Source organism: Pantoea sp. At-9b (assembly GCF_000175935.2).
Lineage (GTDB): Bacteria > Pseudomonadota > Gammaproteobacteria > Enterobacterales > Enterobacteriaceae > Pantoea.
In genome coordinates this window covers 2,556,801-2,581,329 of record NC_014837.1, presented here as the reverse complement: position 1 = coordinate 2,581,329, position 24,529 = coordinate 2,556,801, and the positions used below count along the sequence as shown (strand labels likewise).

At 53.1% G+C, this 24,529-nt stretch carries 19 protein-coding genes and 1 tRNA gene; 15 read left to right on the top strand and 5 right to left on the bottom strand.

Annotation, left to right across the window (positions count from 1 at the left end; genetic code table 11):
- Positions 1-196: 196 nt before the first annotated feature.
- The 9 genes from PAT9B_RS11965 (at position 197) to PAT9B_RS11925 (ending at position 8,837) form a co-directional block, all read left to right on the top strand.
- On the top strand, positions 197-1,165 hold the full coding sequence (locus PAT9B_RS11965) for an HNH endonuclease signature motif containing protein (protein ID WP_013509527.1): 969 nt from the start codon (positions 197-199) through the stop codon (positions 1,163-1,165).
- A 143-nt stretch (positions 1,166-1,308) separates the two neighbouring features.
- Positions 1,309-2,031 (top strand): RNA polymerase sigma factor FliA, encoded by a 723-nt coding sequence (locus PAT9B_RS11960; RefSeq protein ID WP_013509526.1) that lies wholly within the window; start codon positions 1,309-1,311, stop codon positions 2,029-2,031.
- Positions 2,032-2,080: 49 nt separating this feature from the next.
- Complete coding sequence (fliZ, locus tag PAT9B_RS11955; protein ID WP_013509525.1) at positions 2,081-2,584, top strand: flagella biosynthesis regulatory protein FliZ; 504 nt, start codon at positions 2,081-2,083, stop codon at positions 2,582-2,584.
- 131 nt (positions 2,585-2,715) lie between these two features.
- Positions 2,716-3,702 (top strand): D-cysteine desulfhydrase, encoded by a 987-nt coding sequence (locus PAT9B_RS11950; protein WP_013509524.1) that lies wholly within the window; start codon positions 2,716-2,718, stop codon positions 3,700-3,702.
- Between the two features lie 101 nt (positions 3,703-3,803).
- Complete coding sequence (gene tcyJ / locus PAT9B_RS11945) at positions 3,804-4,604, top strand: cystine ABC transporter substrate-binding protein (protein WP_013509523.1); 801 nt, start codon at positions 3,804-3,806, stop codon at positions 4,602-4,604.
- The gene (tcyL, locus tag PAT9B_RS11940; RefSeq protein WP_013509522.1) at positions 4,604-5,272 is read left to right on the top strand and encodes a cystine ABC transporter permease; all 669 of its coding nucleotides are present in this window, start codon (positions 4,604-4,606) and stop codon (positions 5,270-5,272) included. Before tcyJ ends, tcyL begins: the two co-directional genes overlap by 1 nt.
- Positions 5,269-6,021 (top strand): L-cystine ABC transporter ATP-binding protein TcyN, encoded by a 753-nt coding sequence (gene tcyN, locus PAT9B_RS11935; RefSeq protein WP_013509521.1) that lies wholly within the window; start codon positions 5,269-5,271, stop codon positions 6,019-6,021. The genes tcyL and tcyN overlap by 4 nt, the downstream gene beginning before the upstream one ends.
- A gap of 226 nt (positions 6,022-6,247) precedes the next feature.
- Positions 6,248-7,339 carry an acyltransferase family protein gene (locus PAT9B_RS11930; RefSeq protein ID WP_013509520.1) on the top strand — a complete coding sequence of 364 codons (1,092 nt, stop codon included), beginning with the start codon at positions 6,248-6,250 and terminating at the stop codon, positions 7,337-7,339.
- A 415-nt stretch (positions 7,340-7,754) separates the two neighbouring features.
- Complete coding sequence (locus PAT9B_RS11925; RefSeq protein ID WP_013509519.1) at positions 7,755-8,837, top strand: acyltransferase family protein; 1,083 nt, start codon at positions 7,755-7,757, stop codon at positions 8,835-8,837.
- A gap of 34 nt (positions 8,838-8,871) precedes the next feature.
- On the opposite strand, the gene putA is transcribed toward PAT9B_RS11925, so the two are convergent.
- Complete coding sequence (gene putA / locus PAT9B_RS11920) at positions 8,872-12,816, bottom strand: trifunctional transcriptional regulator/proline dehydrogenase/L-glutamate gamma-semialdehyde dehydrogenase (RefSeq protein WP_013509518.1); 3,945 nt, start codon at positions 12,814-12,816, stop codon at positions 8,872-8,874.
- A 299-nt stretch (positions 12,817-13,115) separates the two neighbouring features.
- Here putA and putP point away from each other — a divergent pair, with 299 nt between their 5' ends.
- Together putP and phoH are read left to right on the top strand one after the other, a co-directional pair.
- Positions 13,116-14,600 carry a sodium/proline symporter PutP gene (gene putP, locus PAT9B_RS11915; RefSeq protein WP_013509517.1) on the top strand — a complete coding sequence of 495 codons (1,485 nt, stop codon included), beginning with the start codon at positions 13,116-13,118 and terminating at the stop codon, positions 14,598-14,600.
- 705 nt (positions 14,601-15,305) lie between these two features.
- Positions 15,306-16,094: a phosphate starvation-inducible protein PhoH gene (phoH, locus tag PAT9B_RS11910; protein WP_013509516.1), complete on the top strand. Its 789-nt coding sequence runs from the start codon at positions 15,306-15,308 to the stop codon at positions 16,092-16,094.
- A gap of 302 nt (positions 16,095-16,396) precedes the next feature.
- On the opposite strand, the gene PAT9B_RS11905 is transcribed toward phoH, so the two are convergent.
- Positions 16,397-16,484, bottom strand: a tRNA-Ser gene (locus tag PAT9B_RS11905).
- Between the two features lie 245 nt (positions 16,485-16,729).
- Here PAT9B_RS11905 and phoA point away from each other — a divergent pair.
- Positions 16,730-18,136 carry an alkaline phosphatase gene (gene phoA, locus PAT9B_RS11900; protein WP_013509515.1) on the top strand — a complete coding sequence of 469 codons (1,407 nt, stop codon included), beginning with the start codon at positions 16,730-16,732 and terminating at the stop codon, positions 18,134-18,136.
- A 71-nt stretch (positions 18,137-18,207) separates the two neighbouring features.
- On the opposite strand, the gene PAT9B_RS11895 is transcribed toward phoA, so the two are convergent.
- A complete protein-coding gene (locus tag PAT9B_RS11895) occupies positions 18,208-18,630 on the bottom strand; it encodes an NUDIX domain-containing protein (protein ID WP_013509514.1) in 423 nt (140 codons plus the stop codon).
- A 648-nt stretch (positions 18,631-19,278) separates the two neighbouring features.
- Here PAT9B_RS11895 and PAT9B_RS11890 point away from each other — a divergent pair.
- Positions 19,279-20,490, top strand: a complete 1,212-nt coding sequence (locus tag PAT9B_RS11890) for a YaaW family protein (RefSeq protein WP_013509513.1) — start codon at positions 19,279-19,281, stop codon at positions 20,488-20,490.
- 10 nt (positions 20,491-20,500) lie between these two features.
- On the top strand, positions 20,501-22,087 hold the full coding sequence (locus tag PAT9B_RS11885; protein WP_013509512.1) for a hypothetical protein: 1,587 nt from the start codon (positions 20,501-20,503) through the stop codon (positions 22,085-22,087).
- A gap of 112 nt (positions 22,088-22,199) precedes the next feature.
- On the opposite strand, the gene ychF is transcribed toward PAT9B_RS11885, so the two are convergent.
- On the bottom strand, positions 22,200-23,291 hold the full coding sequence (ychF, locus tag PAT9B_RS11880) for a redox-regulated ATPase YchF (RefSeq protein ID WP_013509511.1): 1,092 nt from the start codon (positions 23,289-23,291) through the stop codon (positions 22,200-22,202).
- Between the two features lie 112 nt (positions 23,292-23,403).
- Entirely contained in the window at positions 23,404-23,991 is a 588-nt protein-coding gene (pth, locus tag PAT9B_RS11875; RefSeq protein ID WP_013509510.1) for an aminoacyl-tRNA hydrolase, read from the bottom strand.
- Between the two features lie 261 nt (positions 23,992-24,252).
- Between pth and ychH the strand changes: the two genes are divergently transcribed.
- On the top strand, positions 24,253-24,528 hold the full coding sequence (gene ychH / locus PAT9B_RS11870; protein WP_013509509.1) for a stress-induced protein YchH: 276 nt from the start codon (positions 24,253-24,255) through the stop codon (positions 24,526-24,528).
- Position 24,529: the final 1 nt, after the last annotated feature.

Below are 24,529 nucleotides of genomic sequence, written 5' to 3'. Positions count from 1 at the left end.
TGATCACAGGGTATGCCTTTGTGGAGTGGTCAATCGAACGAATAGCCGTCTGGAAAGGGATGTATCGTTGACATTGATGAGCAAAATCTGTCTTGCAACTGACAGATGAATCCATTACAGAACGCGCCAGCGCTGCCGATAATGATGAAAAAGCAAAGTTGCCAGTTTGTTACTTTTTCCATTTTCTGGGGTGTCTATGCGCTTCAATTATGACTTGTTACCGGGTGAGCTACTGACTTTCGAAGAGATCGCGTTGCGTTACATGCAGCAGCATCCTGACGAGAAAGAGCTTACCGCACGTGGGTTGCTGAGCCCGTCAACCAGCTATCGCAATTTAGTGATCCGCGCGGTGTTTGCCCAGCAGGAGATTAATAGCCCGATCGAGGATCTGCTGTTTGTCTCGGACGACAATGAACGCAAAAACTATCTGCGTCGCTTTGAACATTACCTGAAAAACCAGCAAGCCTTCCTGTATTTCCGCCGCACGGATGAAATCAAGAAGGAGAACCGCTGGAAGGTGGTGGGGGAAACCCGTGTCTACGCCATGCTCGATCCCCATTCGGCGGAAGCACAAAACCTGCTGGCGAGCCGTGGCTTTAAACTGGTGTTGATGCGCCAGAATGAAGAGGATGAATACTGGCAGTTGTTCGATCCCCAGGCGCACCCCTGTTTCCCGTTATCACGCAAGGTGCAATTTCTGGTGGTACTGAGCACGCCGCAACATAAGGTGCCGAGTGCGGTGATGCCGGGTACCGAAGTGGGCAGGCGTGTGAAAGCCCGCGTGTTCCAGCGTGCCAGCCAGGCCGAATTTAGCGCGGCGGTGAAAGCGCGCTACGGTGCCTGCGTGATCACCGGTACGCGGCTGACTGAGCGACACAGTTGGCCGTGGGTGGAAGCCTGCCATATTGATACTCAGGAAAATGAAGAAGGATTTCTCGCCGATAATAGCGTGGATAACGGTTTGTTCCTGCGCAGCGACTTACAGCGGCTATTTATTAATCGCATGTTGAGCATTAATGCTGAAACCGGTCAGGTGGTGTTCAATACCCAGTTGGAGAGCGATGAGAACATAAGTCCTTTCTATCAGTCGCTTGAGGGGAAAACCTGCGTGTTATGGGACAATGTCCCCCCCGGCACACGCCAACGCCTGCGTAATCTGCGCTAACCGGTGGTTTGTATGGCGGCGTATCGCGCCGCCATCAATTACAAATTGAAATAACCGCGCTTTGCCCGCCTATTCCTCCAATCAAAACGCCCTACAGAATTAGATAATCATGCCGATAACTTTATTAACGCAGGGTAGTCAACGTGAACGATCTCTATACCGCCGATGGCGTGATGGATAAACATTCGCTCTGGCAGCGCTACGTTCCTCTGGTGCGGCATGAAGCGTTGCGCCTGCAGGTACGGTTGCCCGCCAGCGTTGAGCTTGACGATCTGCTGCAGGCCGGTGGCATTGGTTTACTGAACGCCGTGGAGCGCTACGACGCGTTACAGGGTACCGCCTTTACCACTTACGCCGTGCAGCGTATCCGGGGAGCAATGCTGGATGAATTGCGCAGTCGCGACTGGGCACCTCGTAGCGTGCGCCGTAATGCGCGTGAGGTGGCTGGCGCCATGCATCAGGTAGAGCAAGCGATGGGGCGCGCGGCTACCGAGCAGGAAGTGGCTGATCAATTGAATGTTTCGCTGGAGGAGTATCGGCAGATTCTGCTGGATACCAACAACAGCCAACTCTTCTCCTACGACGAGTATCGGGAAGAACACGGTGACAGCGCAGAGCTGGTGACGGAAGGGCATGAAGAAGCCAACCCGCTTCATCAACTGATGGAAGGGAATCTGCGTGAGCGCGTAATTGAAGCGATCGAGGCCTTGCCCGAGCGTGAAAAATTGGTGCTGACACTGTACTACCAGGAAGAACTGAACCTGAAGGAGATTGGCGCGGTGCTGGAAGTGGGCGAATCCCGCGTCAGTCAACTGCACAGTCAGGCGATCAAACGCCTGCGTGCCCGTTTAACGGGAGCGCGCTGACAGACTCAGTTCCTGGCGATCCAAAAATAATAAAACCGGGGACTCAGCAATGGGAGCCAAATCCAAAGCCAGACCTTTAAGTCGCTACCTTAAAGACTACAAGCACAGCCAAAGCAATTGTTCACATTGTGGCAAAGTTCTTGACCGAATGGCGTTAGTATTCCGTGGCCAGATCATCAATAAAGAGGCCATCGCACGGATGGACCAAATGATTGATGATCAGGTGTGGATGAAACTCCAGCCGGAATTGACTGCGTTGTGCCGTTTTTGCAGCGATATTTTTTGTAATACTCATCCGAATTACTTCGATATCATGGCGTTCAAGCAATACCTCTTTGAACAGACTGAGATGAGTCACAGCACCATTCGTGAGTATGTGGTGCGGTTACGTCGACTCGATGACATGCTCAAGGCGAAAAATTTCCCGGCAGAACGTTTGCGGGGCAACAGCTGGCATGAGTGTCTGGAGAACGATTTACCTGATGCCGGTAATAACAACTACCGCATCGCTTTGCGCAAATATGACCAGTTTTTAGGCTGGCAGCGCAGCTAACTGTGATCCTCCCCTTGTTGTTGTCGAAGACGCCAGCAACAAGGGCTGCACCCGGTGAATTCCGGGTGCGACTTTTCTCATCTTCTGCAACACTGTAAGAATAATTGCAATTTGCCCGAATGGAGGCTGCATTGTCCTTACATCTATTGCACCAATTCCCTCGTCTTGAGTTGTTGGGTGCACCCACACCGCTAGAACATTTGCCCCGTCTTTCTGACTATCTTGGCCGTGATATTTTCATCAAACGCGATGATTTCACCCCGGTGGCACTTGGCGGTAACAAACTGCGTAAACTTGAATTTCTTGCCGCTGACGCGCTGCGTGAAGGCGCTGATGTGCTGCTGACTGCCGGGGCGATTCAATCAAATCATGTGCGCCAGACGGCGGCGGTGGCGGCGCGTCTCGGCCTGAAGTGCGTGGCGTTGCTGGAAAATCCGATTGGCACCGATGCGCCCAATTACCTCAGCAACGGCAACCGCCTGCTGTTGGATTTGATGGATGTTGAGGTGGTGATGGTGGCGGCGTTGCATAATCCGGCGGCGCAGTTGGCGGAGCAGGCTGAACGCCTCGAAGCGCAGGGTTTTCGTCCTTATGTGGTGCCGGTCGGCGGCTCCAATGCGCTGGGTGCGCTCGGTTATGTGGAATGCGCTCAGGAGATCGCTCACCAAAGCGAAGGGGTGGTGGATTTTGCTGCTGTGGTGGTGGCATCTGGTAGTGCTGGCACCCATGCCGGTCTGGCGATTGGTCTGGAGCAGTTGCTGCCGGACAGCGAGCTGGTTGGCGTGACGGTGTCGCGTAAAGTGGCGGATCAATTGCCGGTGGTTGAGCGCATTCGCACTGCACTGGCACAGCAGCTGGAAGTGGAGGCGCATGCGCCGATTACGCTGTGGGATGATTATTTTGCCCCACGCTACGGCGAGCCGAATGAAGAGGGTATGGAAGCCGTAAAACTGCTGGCGCGCCTGGAAGGCATTATGCTTGATCCGGTATATACCGGAAAAGCCATGGCGGGCTTGATCGACGGCGTCAGTCAGCAACGTTTCCGGCGCGAAGGTCCGCTATTGTTTGTGCACACCGGCGGATCGCCAGCGTTATTTGCTTATCATCCTTCGGTCTGAGACACGGGTAAAAAAAGGTTTATAATCCGGCCGTTATTTACCTGACCCGGTGGAATAACGCACACAACACACACAACTCACAAATAATAAATGGGGTAATTATGGCTTTCTCACAAGTTCGTCGCCAACTGGTGATGGGAGTGATGGCGGTGGCGCTGGTCGCCGGTTTCAACGTGAAAACCTTTGCGGCAGAAAATCTGCTGAATAAAGTGAAAGAACGCGGCACGCTGCTGGTGGGCCTGGAAGGCACCTATCCGCCGTTCAGCTTCCAGGACGAAAACGGCAAGCTGACCGGTTTCGAAGTGGAGTTTGCTCAGGAGCTGGCACAGCATCTGGGCGTGAAAGCCAGCCTGAAGCCGACCAAATGGGACGGCATGCTGGCGTCACTGGATTCAAAACGTATCGATGTGGTGATCAATCAGGTCACGATTTCGGATGAGCGCAAAAAGAAATATGACTTCTCCACCCCGTACACCATTTCCGGTGTCCAGGCGCTGACGCTGAAGAAAAATGCGGGCAGCATCAATAAGCCGGAAGACCTCTCTGGCAAGAAAGTGGGTGTGGGCCTCGGTTCCAACTACGAGCAGTGGCTGCGTGATAACGTGAAGGGCGTGGACATTCGTACCTATGATGATGACCCGACCAAATACCAGGATCTGCGCTCTGGCCGTCTGGATGCCATCCTGGTAGACCGTCTGGCCGCGTTGGATTTAGTGAAGAAAACCGGCGATACCATGGCGGTAGCTGGCCCGGCCTTCTCTCGTCTGGAATCCGGTGTCGCACTGCGTAAAGGTAATGATGATCTGCTGAAAGCGATTGATGCCGCGATTGCCGATATGCAGAAAGATGGCTCCCTGAGCAAACTTTCTGAGAAATGGTTTGGCGCGGACGTTACGAAATAATGCAGGAAAGCCTACAACTGGTGCTGGATTCAGCACCATTTTTACTCAAAGGCGCGGTGTTTACGCTGCAACTGAGTATCGGCGGGATGTTCTTTGGCCTGATACTCGGTTTTGTGCTGGCATTAATGCGCCTGTCACACTTCTGGCCGGTCAACTGGCTGGCGCGCTTCTATGTGTCGATCTTCCGTGGCACGCCACTTATCGCGCAGCTGTTTATGATTTACTACGGTCTGCCGCAGTTTGGTATTGAGCTGGATCCCATTCCTTCCGCCATGATCGGCCTGTCGCTAAACACCGCCGCTTATGCTTCGGAATCGCTGCGTGGCGCAATCGCCGCTATCGAACGTGGTCAGTGGGAAGCCGCAGCCAGTATCGGTATGACACCGTGGCAGACATTGCGCCGGGTGATCCTGCCGCAGGCGGCCCGTACCGCGCTGCCGCCGCTGGGCAATAGCTTTATCAGCCTGGTGAAAGATACCTCGCTGGCTGCCACCATTCAGGTACCGGAGCTGTTCCGTCAGGCGCAGCTGATCACCTCACGTACCCTGGAGGTGTTTACCATGTATCTGGCCGCCTCGGTGATTTACTGGGTGATGGCGACGGTGCTCTCCGCCTTGCAGAATCGCCTGGAAGCGCATGTTAATCGTCAGGATCGGGAGGCGAAATGAGTGCCATTGAAGTACGTCAGCTGGTGAAGCAATTTCACGGCCAGACGGTGTTGCACGGCATCGACCTGGACGTGGCTTCCGGCGAAGTGGTAGCCATTATCGGGCCGAGCGGCTCCGGTAAAACCACCTTATTGCGCAGTATCAACCTGCTGGAAGTGCCAGATAGCGGCACCATCCGCGTGGGGGACATTACGGTCGATGCTGCGTTGGGTATCAATAAGCAGAAAGACCTTGTGCGCCGGTTACGTCAGCAGGTCGGCTTTGTGTTCCAGAACTTCAATCTGTTCCCTCATCGATCGGTGCTGGAAAACATTATTGAAGGACCGGTGATCGTCAAGGGTGAACCGAAAGCAGAAGCCATTGCGCGAGCGCGTTCACTGCTGGAGAAAGTGGGGCTGCACGGGAAGGAAGAGAGTTTTCCACGCCGTTTGTCCGGCGGGCAGCAGCAACGTGTCGCCATTGCGCGTGCGCTGGCGATGCGGCCGCAGGTGATCCTGTTTGATGAACCCACTTCAGCGCTGGACCCGGAACTGGTGGGCGAGGTATTGAACACCATCCGAGCTTTAGCGGAAGAGAAGCGCACCATGGTGATCGTTACCCACGAGATGAGCTTTGCCCGTGACGTCGCCGATCGTGCCATCTTTATGGATCAGGGGCGTATTGTGGAGCAAGGCGTTGCGAAAGCGCTGTTCAGCAATCCGCAGCATGCCCGAACCCGACAATTTCTCGATAAATTCCTTAATCAATAATCTTAAGCGCCGCAGATGATTTGCGGCGTTTCTTCTGCATTCTCCTCATCAGTTTCTTCCGAAAATAATTTGCTGTGCATCTCTATTGCATTGATTCAATGAGCTTAATTTTATTGTCTCTGATACGACCAGGATCTTAAGGTCTTTTTAAGAGTCAGTCTGATTGTGATGAATTTATAAATAAAAATAATTATTTACAAATTCATGACACAATCAGGACTTGATAATGACGTCAGCCAGGCAAGAGGTACTTTGGATCAACACGCTAAAAGGCGGATGTATTTTACTGGTGGTGCTACACCATTCGATCATCACCACCTTTGCCCCATCGTTGCAGTATCTGTCCGCCGGCATCATCCCTGCTGAAGGCTGGGTGACCTTCAATAAATACCTCTCTCCGTTACGTATGCCCGCCTTCTTCTTTGTCTCCGGCCTGTTAGCGGCCAGTGCCGTCAGCAAAAAAAGCTGGCAGGAGGTGTTTACGAAGAAGTTCAGCAACATTCTGTACCTCTATCTGCTGTGGGGCGTGATTCAGTGGCTGACTATCCACTATATATCGACGCAATTGATCGGTGACCGCTTATCAACGGCGAAAAACGCCGCCTACGCGGATTCGCCGGTGCAGTTCATCAAGCTGCTGCTGCTGTCGATGACCAGCTTGTGGTATCTCTATGCGCTGGCGGGTTTTTTCCTGTTCACCAAACTGTTTCATCGCCAGAAAGTGGCACTGGTGCTGCTGGCGATCGCGGCGAACTATGCGGCACAACTCAATTTAATCCCCGGCTGGGGACCCGCCAGCGTGGCGCAGAACTATCTTTACTTCCTGCTGGGCGTTTTCTTTAGCGAGAGATTGATCGCCATCAGCAGCCTTCAGCGTCAGCACTGGCTGCTGTTGGCCGGTATTGCACTGATCGGCGTGGCACATCATGTCGGTGGTAGTTACAAAAACCCGTTCTACAGTCTGCTGACCATCGTGTTTGGCATTGTGCTGTGCCGCTTCCTCAATCAGCGTTTCAATATGGCATGGCTGAACTGGATCGGGCGTAATACGCTACAGATCTATGTATTGCATCGTATCTTTATCGAGTTGCTGGGATTAAGTGCGTTGAGCCTTGCGTTGCATTACGGCTGGTTTACTCATGTGGCGTTTAGCTGGGCATGGGCATTACTGATGCCGCTGACTGGCGTGGCAATCTGCACCTCAGTGTCGCTAATAGTATGGACTTTACTGAATCGTGGACCGGGCCGGATGCTTTTTCTCTATCCGCGTTTACTGCGTAAACAACCCGCTGAAGCGAAATCAGCACCGTTACCCTAACCGTATGCGGGCCAGCGAAAGCTGGCCAATTTTGTTGTTTCAACCAGCACAGGCAGAAATTTTTTTCTTAACCCTATGCCACATCGTGGCGATTGTTGGCTTTATTTTATTATCGCCTGGGTTGAAAGCGGGTGAATAAATCTGAATTATTTAGTGCGTATATTTGCGGTTGATGTGTATCGATATTCACTTTAATGGTTAAATAAATAGATAAAATTATTAGCCTGCTTAGTTGTGCGGCGCGGCATCACGACGTAACGCATTGTTATATAGGGCCAGTAAAAATTTTTTAAGACTTTCGCTACAGTCAGATGGTCCCGCCTGTTTGATAATCCCTCTCACTATTAAAAATGTCATAGCTCATTTCTCAACGTCAAATTTCGCGTTCCAGACTGACACAGTGGGAGTTAATCATATGAATAACACCAGGACCGATGAGATATTATGGGTGAACACCCTGAAGGGCACCTGTATTTTATTGGTGGTGCTCTATCACACGGTTTTACCCGGGTTCGAAAACACCGTGCATTATCTGTCGGCAGGATGGTTGCCAGCGGAAGTATGGGTGAAGTTTAATACGATTCTATCGCCACTGCGAATGCCCGCCTTTTTCTTTGTCTCGGGACTGCTGGCGGCGAACGGTATTATGAACCGCCCGTGGAAGCAGGTTTTCACCAGCCGTATTACCAATCTATTCTATCTCTATATTTTGTGGGGATTTATTCAGTGGTGGTCAATCGATGGTATTTCATCGGAAATCACCGGTCAGCGTATTTCTGATAATACCAATGCCGCCTATGCTGGATCGCTGTTGGAGTTCCTGAAACTGACATTCCTTGCCATGAGTACCTCCTGGTATCTCTATGGTCTCGGCATTTATTTCCTGTTAGCGAAGATCTTTCGTCAGCAGAAAATGGCCTTGCTGGCCGTGGCGGTGGTACTGAATTACCTGGCGGTAGTGAAAATCATCCCCTTCTGGGGGCCGCAAAGCGTGGCGCAATACTTCCTGTTTTTCCTGCTGGGGGCGTTCTGGAGCCCACTGATGTTGCGGCTCAGTAGCTGGAATCGCGAAAATATTGTGCCCTGGGCGTTGCTGGTCGCCTTTGCCGGGGTAAACATCATCTTTGGTGTGGGCAGGAATCTGTTTCTGTGCATCATTGCGGTGCTGTTGAGTGTGGCGATTTGTCGCTGGTTAAATGCACATTTCCGGATGACCTATCTGAACTGGATAGGGCGCAACACCCTGCAAATTTATGTCATTCATCGCATCTTTATTGAGTACTTCGGCATGTCCGCCATTTTGTTTGCACAGCGTCATCACCTGTATGAGCAGGCGTGGTTCTCGGTGCTCTGGGCATGCCTGTATCCCATCGCCATCGTAGCCATCTGTTCGTTGTGTTCTGTGCTGGTATGGTCGGTGACTAACCGTGGGCTGGGGCAGTCGCTGTTTGTGTTCCCGACATTGATTGGTATGAAGCGCAGGAAGAGCGCCGCGTAACCAAGAAGGGCGGCCCGTGGGCCGCCCTTCTTGGTTAACCTATGGTCATGAGACTGGCGTTACCACCCGCTGCTGCAGTGTTGACGCTGAGCGAACGCTCAATCAGCAAACGCTCCAACAGCAGATTGGTTTCCCCACGGGCGAAGCCCTGTACGGAAACAATCGCCCCGTCACGTGCCGCCACCTGCTCGCACAGGCTACGTAACTGATCAGCATCACCGTGGTAGATCACCGCATCAAACTCACCGGCCAGCACATCTTTTGCCAGTGTGATACGTTGCTGTACCGCAGTCGGCAAGGTGGCGCGTAATGAACGATGCAGTTCATCATCCGGCCACAGCGCCTGACTGCCGACACTGGTAACGGCGGCCAACTGGGTCAGCACATCCGGCTCGTTGTCGGCAATACACAGTACCTGTTCACGCGGCAGCAGGGTAAAGGTATTGCGCTCACCGGTTGGGCCCGGCAGCAGACGGACAGTACCGGCTTGTGCCAGTTGGTCATAACGTTGAGTCAGGGCCAACAGTTCGGGTTTATCTTGCGCCCATTGTTGCAGTGCCTGATGTGCACTCAACAGCGCGCTGCGCAGGGTCGCCTCCACCGGACGTTCAGCATCCTGGCGATCAAAGGTAGTAAGCAGCGCATCGTCCGGACGGTTCGCCAGCAGGCGATAGAGATACAGTGGCCCACCGGCTTTCGGACCCGTGCCGGATAAACCTTCCCCGCCGAACGGCTGGACGCCGACCACCGCTCCCACCATATTACGGTTAACATACAGGTTACCGACTTTGGCACCTGCCGTGACCTGGGCAATGGTTTCGTCAATACGCGTATGGACGCCCAACGTCAAACCGTAACCGGAGGCGTTGATGTGATCGATCAACTGCGGCAGTTTGCTGCGTGCGAAGCGCACCACATGCAGCACCGGGCCAAAGACTTCTTTGTCCAGATCGCTAACCTGCTCCAGTTCAATCAGCGTCGGTTTCACAAAGGTGCCTGTCGCCCACTCTTTACTGTCCTGCGGGTTTTCCTGCGCCGCCTGGTAGACGGTGAAACCTTTATTGCGCATCGCCTGGATGTGACGCTCGATATTGGATTTGGCTTCGGCATCAATCACCGGGCCGATATCGGTGGATAAACGCTCAGGATTGCCCATGCGGCATTCAGCCATCGCACCACGCAGCATTTTCAGCGTGTGCTCGGCAACGTCTTCCTGCACACACAGCAGACGCAGCGCAGAGCAACGCTGGCCTGCGCTATCAAAGGCGGAAGCAACGATATCCACCACCACTTGTTCGGTAAGTGCCGAGGAATCGACGATCATCGCATTCATGCCGCCAGTTTCCGCAATCAGCGGGGTAGGGCGGCCTTGTGGATCGAGACGTCCGGCCAGATTACGTTGCAGCAGTGTGGCAACGGCGGTAGAGCCGGTGAACATCACGCCGCGCACGCGGTCATCGCCGGTCAATTGCGCTCCGACGGTTTCACCGAGACCTGGCAGCAGTTGCAACACGCCAGACGGCACACCGGCATCCAGCATAATCTGTACCGCCTGCGCGGCAATTAATGGTGTCTGCTCGGCCGGTTTGGCCAGCACGCTGTTGCCTGCGGCGAGGGCGGCGGCGATCTGGCCGCTGAAAATCGCCAGCGGGAAGTTCCACGGGCTGATACATACAACCGGCCCGAGGGGGCGATGGGTTTCGTTGTCGAAATCATCGCGTACCATTCCGGCGTAGTAGTAAAGGAAATCTACCGCTTCGCGCACTTCGGCAATCGCGTTGTTATAGGTTTTACCCGCCTCGCGGACCAACAGGCCAATCAGTTGCTGCATCTGGCCTTCCATCATCTCAGCAGCGCGTTCCAGAATGGCGGCACGCTCCTGCGGTGGCGTAGCAAACCAGATCGGACCGGCATTAACTGCGGCATCCAGCGCCTGCGAAACCTCTTGCGAGGTGGCTTCACGAACGCGGCCCACCACATCGGCTGGGGCTGAAGGGTTGAGTACCGGATTGCTGCTGCCGACCGCCAACTCGCCTTCAATCAGCGGCTGAGCCTGCCACGGCTGGCTGGCGCTGTTGAGTAATGCGCTGGAGAGCGATGCCAGACGGTGTTCGTTGGCCAGGTCGAGACCCGCCGAGTTAACACGTTTCTCTCCGTACAACTCACGCGGTAACGGGATTTTGGCGTGAGGCAGACCAATCGCGCCTTCATTTGCGCCGATTTTCTCTACCGCAGCCACCGGGTCAGCGACCAGTTCATCAATCGGTAGCGAGGTATCGGCGATGCGGTTAACAAATGAGGTGTTAGCACCGTTCTCCAGCAGGCGACGTACCAGATAGGCCAGCAGCGTTTCGTGGGTTCCCACCGGTGCATAAATACGGCACGGACGATTGAGTTTACCGTCGGCCACTTTACCCACCACCTGTTCGTACAGGGGTTCACCCATGCCATGCAGGCACTGGAATTCGTACTGCCCCGGATAGTAGTTATTACCCGCTAACTGATAAATCGCCGCCAGGGTATGCGCGTTGTGGGTAGCGAACTGCGGGTAGATCAGATTCGGCACCGCCAGCAATTTGCGCGCGCAGGCCAGATAGGAGATATCGGTGTACACCTTGCGCGTATATACCGGGTAGCCCTCCAGCCCGTCCATTTGGGCGCGCTTGATTTCACTGTCCCAGTACGCCCCTTTCACCAGACGGATCATCAGGCGACGGCGGCTGCGCTGCGCCAGATCGACCAGGTAATCAATCACGAACGGACAGCGTTTCTGGTAAGCCTGGATAACAAAGCCGATACCGTTCCAACCTTCCAGTTCCGGTTCGAAGCAGAGTTTTTCCAGCAGATCGAGCGACAGTTCGAGGCGGTCAGCTTCTTCGGCATCGATGTTAATACCAATATCATACGAGCGAGCCAACAACGTCAGCGACTTCAGCGTTGGGTAAAGCTCTTCCATTACGCGCTCATACTGGGCGCGGCTGTAGCGCGGGTGCAATGCCGACAGCTTAATTGAGATGCCCGGACCTTCATAAATACCACGGCCATTGGAGGCTTTGCCGATAGCGTGAATCGCCTGCTGATACGACAGCAGGTAGGCTTTGGCATCGCTGGCGGTCAGTGCGGCTTCACCCAGCATGTCATAGGAATAACGGAAACCTTTCTCTTCCAGTTTGCGCGCGTTGGCTAAGGCTTCCGCGATGGTCTCACCGGTGACAAACTGCTCACCCATCAGGCGCATCGCCATATCCACACCTTTGCGGATCAGCGGTTCACCGCTCTTACCGATAATGCGGTTGAGTGAACGCGACAGGTTCGCTTCGTTGTGAGTGGAAACCAGACGGCCGGTGAACAGCAAGCCCCAGGTCGCGGCATTCACAAACATTGATGGGCTACGGCCAAGGTGGGATTGCCAGTTGCCATTGCTGATTTTGTCGCGGATCAGCGCGTCACGCGTGGGTTTATCCGGAATACGCAGTAAGGCTTCCGCCAGACACATCAGCGCCACGCCTTCCTGTGAGGACAGGGAGAACTCCTGCAACAGACTTTGCACCATCCCGGCGCGTCCGGTTGCACCTTTCTGATGCCGCAGTTTTTCAGCGAGGGTATACGCCAGCTGATGAGTCTTCTCCGCCAGCGGGGCAGGGAGACGGGCTTGTTCCAGCAGCATGGGCACTGCATCGGTTTCCGGGCGACGCCAGGCGGCGGTAATGGCGGATCGCGTCACTGACTGCGGCAGAATCTGTTCGGCAAAATCAAGGAAAGGTTGCACCGACTCTTCCGGGGCGTGATCTTCCGATGCACCATCGATAAGTTGCACCGGAATTTCCGGTAAAGCGTCACCGGATTCCAGCTGTGCCAGGTAGTTAAAGATCGCCTGTTTAATCAGCCAGTGCGGCGTGCGGTCAATCTTCTGTGCCGCCAGTTTAATGCGATCGCGGGTAGCCTCATCCAGCTTCACCCCCATCGTGGTGGTTGCCATGCTTGCCTGTTCCTCAAAAGAATAGAGAGATCTGAAGTGACCAGCACTATCACTCATGTTGCAACTTTGTGCAACCTTGTTAAATGTGTGCCATGGTGCAAACAAGTGATCCGCTGCAAGATTCTCGCCAGGGTTGCAACTTCATTCGTGGTTTTTTATTCCGGTGCAACCCAATGGTGTCGCGATCACAATCTGCCAATCGCCGTTAACTCCGCGTAATCAAAGGCATTGTGCCTGAGGTCGCTTTGCGGCAGGATACCGCGCCTAAATGGAGATCCAATAACAAGTGGAGAGACGGAATGAGTGTCAGTACACCGATGCTGGTGACTTTTGTTGTATATATCCTCGGGATGGTGTTGATAGGTTTCGTGGCTTACCGTTCAACCAAAAACTTTGATGACTATATTCTGGGTGGCCGTAGTCTCGGCAGCGTAGTCACCGCGCTCTCGGCCGGTGCATCCGATATGAGCGGCTGGCTGCTGATGGGCTTGCCAGGTGCGATTTTCCTGTCCGGGATTTCTGAAAGCTGGATTGCCATAGGCTTGACCCTCGGTGCCTGGCTTAACTGGAAGATTGTCGCCGGTCGTCTGCGCGTTCAGACCGAGCATCACAATAATGCGCTGACGCTGCCGGACTTCTTTACCAGCCGCTTTGAGGATCACAGCAAGATTCTGCGAGTGATTTCGGCGCTGATTATCCTGATCTTCTTCACCATCTACTGCGCCTCGGGTGTGGTAGCGGGTGCTCGCCTGTTTGAAAGCACCTTCGGCATGGATTATCAGACCGCGCTGTGGGCCGGGGCTGCCGCGACCATCCTGTATACACTGGTCGGTGGTTTTCTTGCCGTCAGCTGGACCGATACCGTGCAGGCCAGCCTGATGATTTTTGCGCTGATCCTGACCCCGGTGATTGTCATCGTCGCGGTGGGGGGCGTCTCCGATTCGCTGGCGGTGATTGAAGCCAAAAGCCTCGAAAATCTCAATATGCTGAAGGGCCTGAATTTTGTGGCGATTGTCTCGCTGTTGGGTTGGGGACTGGGCTATTTTGGTCAGCCACATATCCTGGCGCGATTTATGGCGGCAGATTCGCATCGCTCCATCCGTACCGCGCGCCGTATCGGTATGACCTGGATGATCCTGTGCCTTGCAGGTGCCGTTGCGGTCGGTTTCTTTGGCATTGCCTACTTCCAGAACCATCCGGAGCAGGCGAGTGGTGTCAGTCAGAATGGTGAGCGCGTGTTTATCGAACTGGCGCGCATCCTGTTCAATCCGTGGATTGCCGGTATCCTGCTGTCAGCGATTCTGGCGGCCGTGATGTCGACCCTGAGCTGCCAGCTGCTGGTGTGCTCCAGTGCCTTGACAGAAGATCTTTATAAAGGGTTCCTGCGTAAAAATGCCAGCCAGAAAGAACTGGTCTGGGTTGGACGTCTGATGGTGCTGGTGATTGCGTTGATCGCCATTGCACTGGCGGCAAATCCGGAAAACCGTGTTCTGGGTCTGGTGAGCTATGCCTGGGCGGGATTTGGCGCGGCATTTGGCCCGGTGGTGTTGTTTGGCGTGTGCTGGCAACGTATGACGCGTAACGGTGCTCTGGTTGGAATGATCATTGGTGCTGCCACCGTGTTGGTCTGGAAACACTATGCCTGGCTGGATCTGTATGAAATCATTCCTGGCTTCCTGTTCGCCAGCATTGCGATTGTGGTCGTCAGCCTGATGGGCCGTGCCCCCTCGCAGGCTGCACAGCAGCGCTTTGCCGCGGCAGAAGCGGAATACCTGACCAAATAAGCTGCTACTCAGCCCGTATCCTTGTAAGGTGCGGGCTTTTTTGTTGCTGGTTGCTCCCCGGCTTTATTGGCGGCAATCTTTCCCGGCGCTGCATTCTTTTTTCGTCACCTCGCTTACACCTCGTTGATTAATAAATGCACAGCTTGATGGTGCAACAACTGACTGCATTCGAAGAGGCTGGATATTGCTAAGGCGCATTGGCTGGCCGCTATGATTTACGAATCCTCCTAAAAAGTTGCGAGACGGGGCAATTAATCATTCGTTTGATAAACAAAGAAAATTTAATTTAAGGTGTGACTTGCTCGCGGACAACGCTCACTTTTTGTTGCTCAGCAGGTAAAATTAGTGTTGCAAATTACCGCAAATATGATGCATTTTAATCATAAGCGTTGTCAGATGTGTGGCTGAGGTCACTGGAGTTCGCGCATGATTCGGTCCTTCAAAGGACAGGTAAATACCCTTCAAGATACGCAGTACACTGCGGGGGATTTCTTCCCTCGAAAGTTTCCTCTCCACTTTTCAAGCTTCGTTCTTTTTCAATCTCATATTTCTTACCGGTGCGTAGCAGCGTTTACGCGTTGTTGCTCGCTATTCTCAATGGCTCGAAACGGCTTACAAGGAAGCCACGTCAACCTCTAAAGCGTTCACGTCATCGCAACGGGATAATCCTGCGGCGATAAATGAAACCAACTGTAAGGTGCCACTATGGGAAGACAGAAAGCAGTGATCAAAGCGCGTCGTGAAGCCCGCAGAGTGCTTCGTAATGACTCTCGCAGTCATCGTCAGCGTGAAGAAGAATCGGTCACTTCGCTGGTGCAGATGGGTGGGTTGGATGCAATTGGCATGGCACGTGATGTGCGGGACAGTTCGCCAATTGAAGCCAGAAATGATGCTCAGGCGCACTATCTTAAAGCCATAGAAACGAAACAGCTTATTTTCGCGACCGGTGAAGCGGGCTGCGGAAAAACCTGGATCAGCGCAGCCAAAGCGGCTGAGGCCCTGATACATAAGGATATCGACAGGATAATCGTTACACGCCCGGTCCTGCAGGCGGATGAAGACCTCGGTTTCCTCCCCGGAGATATTTCCGAGAAGTTCGCCCCGTATTTTCGACCGGTCTACGACGTTCTGGTTAAACGTCTCGGCTCTTCCTTTATGCAATACTGCCTGCGTCCGGAAATCGGCAAGGTAGAGATCGCGCCCTTCGCTTATATGCGTGGACGTACCTTCGAAAATGCGGTGGTGATTCTTGATGAGGCACAAAACGTCACCGCTGCGCAGATGAAGATGTTCCTGACACGTCTCGGTGAGAACGTGACAGTCATCGTCAACGGCGATATTACCCAGTGCGATTTACCGCGCGGTGTGACATCCGGACTCGCGGATGCATTGGGACGTTTCGAAGAGGATGAGATGATCGGTGTAGTCCGTTTCGGCAAAGACGACTGTGTGCGCTCGGCACTGTGTCAGCGTACTCTCCATGCTTACAGTTAACCATTGAGATCTTCGTAAGCAAAACCCGGCTCAGGCCGGGTTTTTTTGTGCGCTTTGTGTAGCTCAGCGAATGATGCAAATAAAAATGCCCAGCGATTAACTGGGCACTTTTATATAAATGATGGCGGTGAGGGGGGGATTGATTCGCTGCGCTCACCCTACGGGCAGCGTCGCAGGCTCCGCTGTCCAACCGGCTGACGCCGGTTGTCGAACCCCCAGTCGGGGATTCTCACCCCCCCTTGTTCAGGGAATGATGCAAATAAAAATGCCCAGCTATTAACTGGGCACTTTTATATAAATGATGGCGGTGAGGGGGGGATTCGAACCCCCGATACGTTGCCGTATACACACTTTCCAGGCGTGCTCCTTCAGCCACTCGGACACCTCACCACATTTTTTTCGCTAACCTCAGCGGGTCAACGGGGCGCTACTATAGGGAGTTAGCTGAAAAGGGTCAAGCTCTATTTTCTCCTTTTTTTCTATTCGCTTAAGCTCTGAGCGGATTGCATTAGCCTTGTGCATTTTGTCGATTCTGTCATCAAAACGTTGCGTCTCAGTCACAAAAGTGTCACGGCATTGTCGCAGACTTGTCCGCGGAAACATTTGGTTATATTTGTGAATAAGGATGCTTATAAATGAAAACGATACCTTTGATGACGGTTCCACTGATCACTTCACTGTTGGCGACGGCAGCGATTGCGGATACAAACAATTACACGCGGGCGGCCAGCGGTGATCTGACGCAGCATGGCGGTGCGCGTCGTCTTAGCGGTGACCAAACCGAAGCCCTTAAAGCCTCTCTTAGCAACAGCACGGCGAAAAACGTCATTCTGTTGATCGGTGATGGGATGGGGGATTCAGAGATCACTGCGGCACGCAATCAGGCGATGGGCGCAGGCGGCTTTTTCCCGGGTATTGATGCATTGCCTTTAACGGGTCAATACACCCACTATTCACTGGATAAGAAAACCCACAAACCCAACTACGTCACTGATTCTGCGGCATCTGCTACCGCCTGGGCAACCGGCACCAAATCCTACAATGGTGCGATTGGCGTCGATGTAAACGGTAAAGATCAAACCACGCTGCTGGAACTGGCGAAAGCCGCTGGCAAGGCAACCGGTAACGTTTCAACCGCTGAGTTGCAGGACGCCACGCCAGCGGCACTGATCGCCCATGTGACCTCGCGTAAATGTTATGGCCCGGAAAAAACCAGTGAGCTATGCCCGACCAATGCACTGGAGCAGGGTGGAAAGGGTTCCATCACTGAGCAAATGCTGAAGACCCGTGCCGATGTCACCCTCGGCGGTGGAGCGAAATCCTTCAGCGAAGTAGCAAAAGCAGGTGAGTATCAGGGCAAAACCCTGCGTGAACAGGCTCAGACGCTGGGCTATCAACTGGTGGATAATCTCGAGGGTATGAATGCCGTTCAACAGGCCGATCAGAGCAAACCGCTGCTGGGGCTGTTTTCCGAAGGGAATATGCCGGTGCGCTGGCAAGGCCCGAAAGCCAGTTATCACGGCAATCTGGATAAACCGGTAGTGACCTGTGAAGTGAACAAGGAACGTCCGGCGAGCACGCCAACGCTGGCTCAGATGACTAAAAAAGCGCTGGATCTGTTGAGCAAAAATGACAAGGGCTTCTTCCTGCAAGTGGAAGGTGCATCCATTGATAAACAGGACCATGCGGCGAATCCTTGCGGCCAGATCGGTGAAACGGTTGATCTCGATGAAGCCGTTCAGCAGGCGCTGGCGTTTGCCCGTGAGCATGGCGATACCCTGGTAGTGGTGACAGCAGACCACGCGCACAGCAGTCAGATCGTTGAAAATGGCACTAAAGCACCGGGGTTGACCCAGGCCCTTAACACCAAAGATGGGGCGGTGATGACCATCAGCTACGGTAACTCGGAAGAGGAGTCGCAGGAACATACCGGCACTCAGTTGCGTATTGCGGCTTACGGTCCTCATGCGGCCAATGTGGTCGGTCTGACTGACCAGACAGATCTGTTCTTTACCCTGAAGGATGCCATGGGGATTAAGTAACCCCTTAACTGCAGGTCATAAATAAATCCACGCGTGTGCGTGGATTTATTTTCTTTGTCAGGAAAAAAAGATTATTTCTGCTGTGCCAGATAACCGTGGATATACTGTCGATACTCCTCCGCCATATTTCTGGGTAATTCTTCAGAGGAGAAAAATGTCAGCTCATCACTTTGGCTGGGATCATGAATCATCACACCGGACCACTCATCAACCTGATAGAGCGCAGTGACGACATCGGCCTCTTCGGTATGTATCTGGCTAAACGTGTATTCAGGGCCGGAAAAGTAACCTAATAACTGTATCCGGTGCACATCCAGATTCGTTTCTTCTTTGGCTTCTCGCCGTACCGTTTGTTCCGGCGACTCTCCGGGGGCCAGCCATCCTCCTGGCAGCCCCCAGCTCCCGTCCTTCCTCAGCTGCAATAGGATGCGTGCACCGGCCAGCAGTAATAAACGATGGCCAACCAGGCCGGGCATGTTTTCAACGTGATTCACTTCACTTTCCAATCAGAGGATAATTAATCAAGGCAAATTGCAACAGTCCTGATTGCAGGACAAAGATATTACATATTCGTTGTAAGCTTTATTTCTATTGATTTAATGTGGCGAGGCAACGCCAGAATAAATGCGCAATTAAGGTATAACAAGGGCGGTAGAGATTGAATAGAGAATGCTCTGGCGCGCGTTGAGGAAATTCCCGGGAGTGTATTTAATCAGTAAGCTGTCATTGAAGATAATTGACAAAATATCGGAGATTGAGCAGTGGCATAAAAAGGACCGCCTAAACAGTCCTGCCACAGACTAATAGGGCAAACGATTATATCCATCATTTCCTTGTCGGCGCACGCCTCAACGTTAAGCCATACCCACAGAAGAATATTTGCATGCGACACAGGATGTCGCATCCCTCTGACATGCTTAGCGTATTCATTATCTGACGGGTAATAAACCCGTTAAGTATGACGGATCGCTGCCGATAAACCTGAAATGCATAAGTGTGTTACGCATGCAGGGAGCGGTTACCAGAGCCGTAATGTGCGCACTAATCGCGCCAGCTTGAAGGATTTGTTGCCACTTTTGGCACTGCCATCAGTGATATTGGCCGCGACACAGACAATGTAAGTACAGAACAGGAAAACGACGATGAGTACAGGTGATAGTCAGCTGCTGCCGTTATTGCGCAACGCATCAGATAGTGAATTAGCGCCGCTGGTGGCATACATCACCAAGGCATTCAGCAGCGGCCTTGAGAGCAAAGCACGTTATAAAACTCATTATCCGGCACACGGTCAATATGCTGACTTGATTGCACACGAGCTATGCGAGTTTGGTGGTAATACCTTCGTCAATCTGTTTCGCGGTGGCGGTCCGGAGTGGAAAACCGTGGTAATCGATGTTGCGGAAAAGCTTGATGCGGCCTACCAAAAAGAGTGGAGTGTTGAGCGTATCGAACTGGCGGTGCTGGCGGCGATAACCCGCAAGGCGTGGTCTGATATGGACGAAGCGCAGCGCAAAAATCTCCTTGCCCAAATGGATCTCAGCCAAAGCAACACCCTGTTGTTCCCGGAAGAGAAATTAATAAAACAGTTACAGTCAAGCCGCTTTTCCAGTCTGCTGTTGGCTTCGCTGATTGCTAATGTCTTTTCCAGCCAACTACTTGGACGAACGGTGGTGATGTCTGCCGCTTCTTTTGTGACTGCCCGAGGAGCCGCTTCTTTCTTGGGGCCTATTGGTTGGGTGATCACCGGGTTGTGGACGGCCTTTGATCTGTCTGGCCCGGCGTTTCGCGTGACGGTCCCAGCCGTGGTGCAGGTGGCATTACTCCGTCAGCGCATTCATGCTACCCCAGAAGCCGACAAAGTATGGTGGGAATATCACCGCTGGCAGGACGAGAAAGATGCCGATAGTTGGGTAGCAAACCTGTTCCGTATGGTGGGATTGTCTACTGATGCCAGCGTCCGTCGTGAGCGCAACAAGGCGTTTGAGCAGGGGGTCATGGCCGGGCAGCAGCAGACGACGGAAGAGTACGCCGATCAAGTCCTGAGTAAGATGGAAGAAAATCAACGCTTTGAAAAACGCTGTGAAGTGATGCTGGCGATTGCCTTCGCCTGTGCAAAAGAGGAGGGCGTCGCATTGTCTGAGGTGCGCAGCGATATTGAAACCTGTTGTCTGGGGATGATGGGTGGGCATCTCTCTCTCGCGTTACAAACTGCCATCAAACGCCTGATGGCAAATCCACCTGATATCAGTGCCGCACTTGCGCAAGCATCAGGTCAGGGTATCCCGGAGGAAGAGATCACAGCGTTAACCACCGTGTTGCGTGAGGCATTTTGCCAACGCACCAGCGCGCATTAGGGAGGCCGTGATGGACAAAAAAGCACTTTTACTCAAGCTGAATCAGCAGCGCCAACAGCTGGCGAGTGAGCCCGTTCCGTCTGAGACAGCGGTGGCACCCAATATGACTCACGGCAATCCGTGGCAGGCGTATCAGCGCGTTCAACAATATCGGCAGCAATGGCGCAATGAACAAACTACCCTGATGCTGACCGAATGCCGCCAGCGTCTGCTCCACAGTATTATTGGCCCGTTCGGGCTGGGAACCCTTGTTTCGGCATGGGACAAAGTCGGAGGGAATGTTGACACGATCCACAATGCTCGCGCCGGGGTATATGCCACTGAAGAGGAGCAGGCACGTTATGACAACCGGGGTAAATACAACAGCGATCCCTACCATAAGCATGATAACTACAAAGAGGCTAACGCCAAAAACAGAGAAAGGCAGGACGCGGGAGAAGCAGTAGATGCTTATACCGGGCAGGCTCTGGGGAGGAACACTGATGCGGAACAGGATCATCTGATTTCTGCCTTCTCTATCCATCATGACCCTGCGGTCTGGCTGGCGGAAGCCAATGGTGCGGATCTGGCGAACCACCAAACGAATCTTCATCAGACGCACCACTCGATCAACGAATCCAAGAAGCAAAAGAGCGCGGAAGAGTACATTGCCTGGCTGAATAAAAACCGGGAGGCTCGCGATATCCAAATCGCCAAACTGGAGGAGAAGGCTAAAACCGAGCCGTTAACCCAAAAAGAGCAGAATGCGCTGGAAAAGTGCAGGCAGCAAAACGCCGTCGATCAGGAAACAATGCGAAAACTGGATGAGGTTGCACGTAAACAGTATGAAAGTAGCTTGCGCTGGGGTTACTACGGTAGCGCAAAGTTCGGCCACTATTTACTGAAAACCAGTGCTATCGAGGCAGGTAAAATGGGGATGCAGCAGGCAATTGGCCTGGTCCTGACAGATTTTGTCGATGGTTTGTTACTGGAAGTGCACGACAGTTGGCATAACGGCTTTTGCGATGGCGTGGATCAGGAGTCTATCTGGGAAGCGCTAAAAATCCGCGCCGGACGGGTAGCGAAAAGCTGTCTCGATAACTGGCGCAACGTATTGGTCGCGTTTCGTGACGGGGCTATCAGCGGAATTATCAGTAATCTGATGACAACACTGATCAATACGTTCTGCACCACCGCCCGCAATTTGGTTCGGATGATCCGTGAAGGGGTCTTTTCATTGTTCCGTGCGGCCAAAATCGTTTTGATGCGCCCGGAGGGCACAAGCCGTGCCGCAGCGCTCGACGCGGGACTGAAAATTGCGGTCAGTGGTGCGTTTGTTATTGGCGGCGTGTTGCTGGAAGAATATCTGAGTAAAAGCCTCAACACGCTGCTTGCGGTGTTGCCCGGCGCTCTGGTTACTACCCTCACGGCAGTGCTGACTGGCTGCGTCACTGGCCTTGGCACTGTGCTGACGGTCTATATGCTGGATCGCATCGATCTGTTTGGCGCGCAACATGAGCGGGAAGACAATGCGGTGCTGGCGATGTTGCAAGACAGTAAAACGCAGGCTGAGGCCCGTTTGCAGGCGCTACTGAACACGAACCCCAAAACGACCTGAAAGAAAAAGGATGCGGCAGTTTCTCAATAAAAAAATCCACGCAGCTGCGTGGATTTATACGTTTTTGCCGTCGTCATAGGATTTGATAAATCCCAGAGACCACTGTAGCGATTTAGACGTTAAACAGGAAGTTCATGATATCGCCATCTTTAACGATATATTCTTTCCCTTCAGAACGCATTTTCCCCGCTTCTTTCGCACCTTGTTCGCCTTTATAAGTAATAAAGTCATCAAACGCGATGGTTTGGGCGCGGATAAATCCTTTCTCAAAATCGGTGTGGATTTTACCGGCAGCCTGCGGCGCAGTGGCACCGACCGGGATAGTCCAGGCACGGACTTCTTTCACGCCAGCAGTGAAGTAAGTTTGCAGGTTTAACAGGGTATAACCCGCACGAATCACACGGTTCAGACCCGGTTCTTCCAGACCCATTTCCGCCATAAACTCAGCGCGCTCATCATCTTCCAGCTCCGCGATATCTGACTCAACTGCGGCGCAAACCGGCACAACGACCGAACCTTCCGCGTCTGCAATCGCACGGACCTGGTCGAGGTAAGGGTTGTTCTCGAAGCCATCTTCGTTGACGTTAGCGATATACATGGTCGGCTTCAGCGTCAGGAAGCTGAGGTAACGGATGGCGGCCTTCTCGTCGGCATCCAGATCCAGTGAACGCAGCATGCCAGCATTTTCCAGATGCGGCAGGCACTTTTCCAGCGCCGCCAGCTCAGCTTTGGCGTCTTTGTCGCCACCTTTGGCTTTTTTCTGCACGCGCTGGATAGCACGTTCACAGGTGTCGAGGTCCGACAGTGCCAGTTCGGTGTTAATGATATCGATATCTTCTGCCGGGTTTACTTTGCCCGCGACGTGGATAATGTTTTCATTCTCGAAGCAGCGCACCACGTGGCCGATAGCATCCGTTTCACGAATGTTGGTCAGGAATTTGTTGCCCAGACCTTCACCTTTGGACGCGCCTTCAACCAGGCCAGCGATATCCACGAATTCCATCGTCGTTGGCACGACGCGTTGCGGTTTAACGATCTCGCTCAGTTGGTCAAGGCGCAGATCGGGCATAGGCACGACACCCGTGTTCGGCTCGATGGTGCAGAACGGAAAGTTGGCTGCTTCAATACCCGCTTTGGTCAGCGCGTTGAACAGGGTAGATTTACCGACGTTCGGCAGGCCCACAATACCGCATTTAAATCCCATGATCTGATTACCTTTCTCGCTGAGTGTGCAGCGTTGACCGGCAACGCTGACAGATTCAAAAATTTTCGCGCATTATACACAGATTTAGCCCTCTGCGGCGCGGGATTTGACCTTAACCGGCTTTGAAAGCGTGCAGGCGGTTCATCGCCTTGATTTTATCTTCTTTCAACCACAGTTCGGTGCAGCGCACCGCTTCATCCACGGCATCATCAATCAGTTTCTGCTCACTGGCAGGGGGTTTACCCAGCACGAATCCGGTGACTTTATTGCGGTCGCCGGGGTGACCAATGCCAACACGCAAACGGTGAAAATTATTGTTGTTGCCCAATTTGCTGATGATGTCTTTCAGGCCATTGTGCCCGCCGTGGCCGCCGCCTTGTTTGAATTTCGCCACACCCGGCGGCAGATCCAGTTCATCGTGCGCCACTAAAATTTCCTCTGGCGCAATCCGATAGAAAGTCGCCATCGCTGCCACCGCCTTACCACTCAGGTTCATAAAGGTGGTGGGAACCAACAGACGTACATCTTCACCTGCCAGTGATAATCGGGCGGTATAGCCAAAGAATTTGGGTTCGTCTTTCAGAGACTGATTGTTGCGCTCCGCCAGCAGATCCACATACCAGGCGCCTGCGTTATGGCGCGTAGCGGCATACTCCGCACCGGGATTTGCCAGTCCCACAATCAGTTTAATGCTGCTCACGATGATTATCCTGTCTCGACCACGAAAGGGCGTAGTTTACTGCGTGGCAGGGGAGATGACAAAGGGCGCAGGTGAGGAATAGTGCCGTTACGTTACTTATCATTTTCTATCGAAATCAACCCGATAAGCGGTAAAGTTTCGTCAGGATTGTGAAAGATGTGTGATCCTGTACGCATCTTATCCACAGGTCATTGCCTACACTTATGGCTAGTTAACCTTATGTGCTGTTTTTGGCATTGCTGAAAAGGATGGAGGTGAATTATGAAACGTCATCACTCTCGCTATATCGGTAACGGCCTGATGTGTCTCGGTTTACTCACCATGGTACTCGGTGTCGGTTACTCGATCATTAATCAAATACCGTCTTTAAATCTGCCACAATTCCTCGCGCATGGTGCGATGTTCAGCATCTTTATCGGCGCATTATTGTGGTTGGTGGGCGCACGCGTGAGCGGGCGTGAAAAAGTGGAAGATCGCTATTTTTGGCTGCGCCACTACGGCGATAAACGTTGCCGCCGCAACACCCACCACTCGTAAG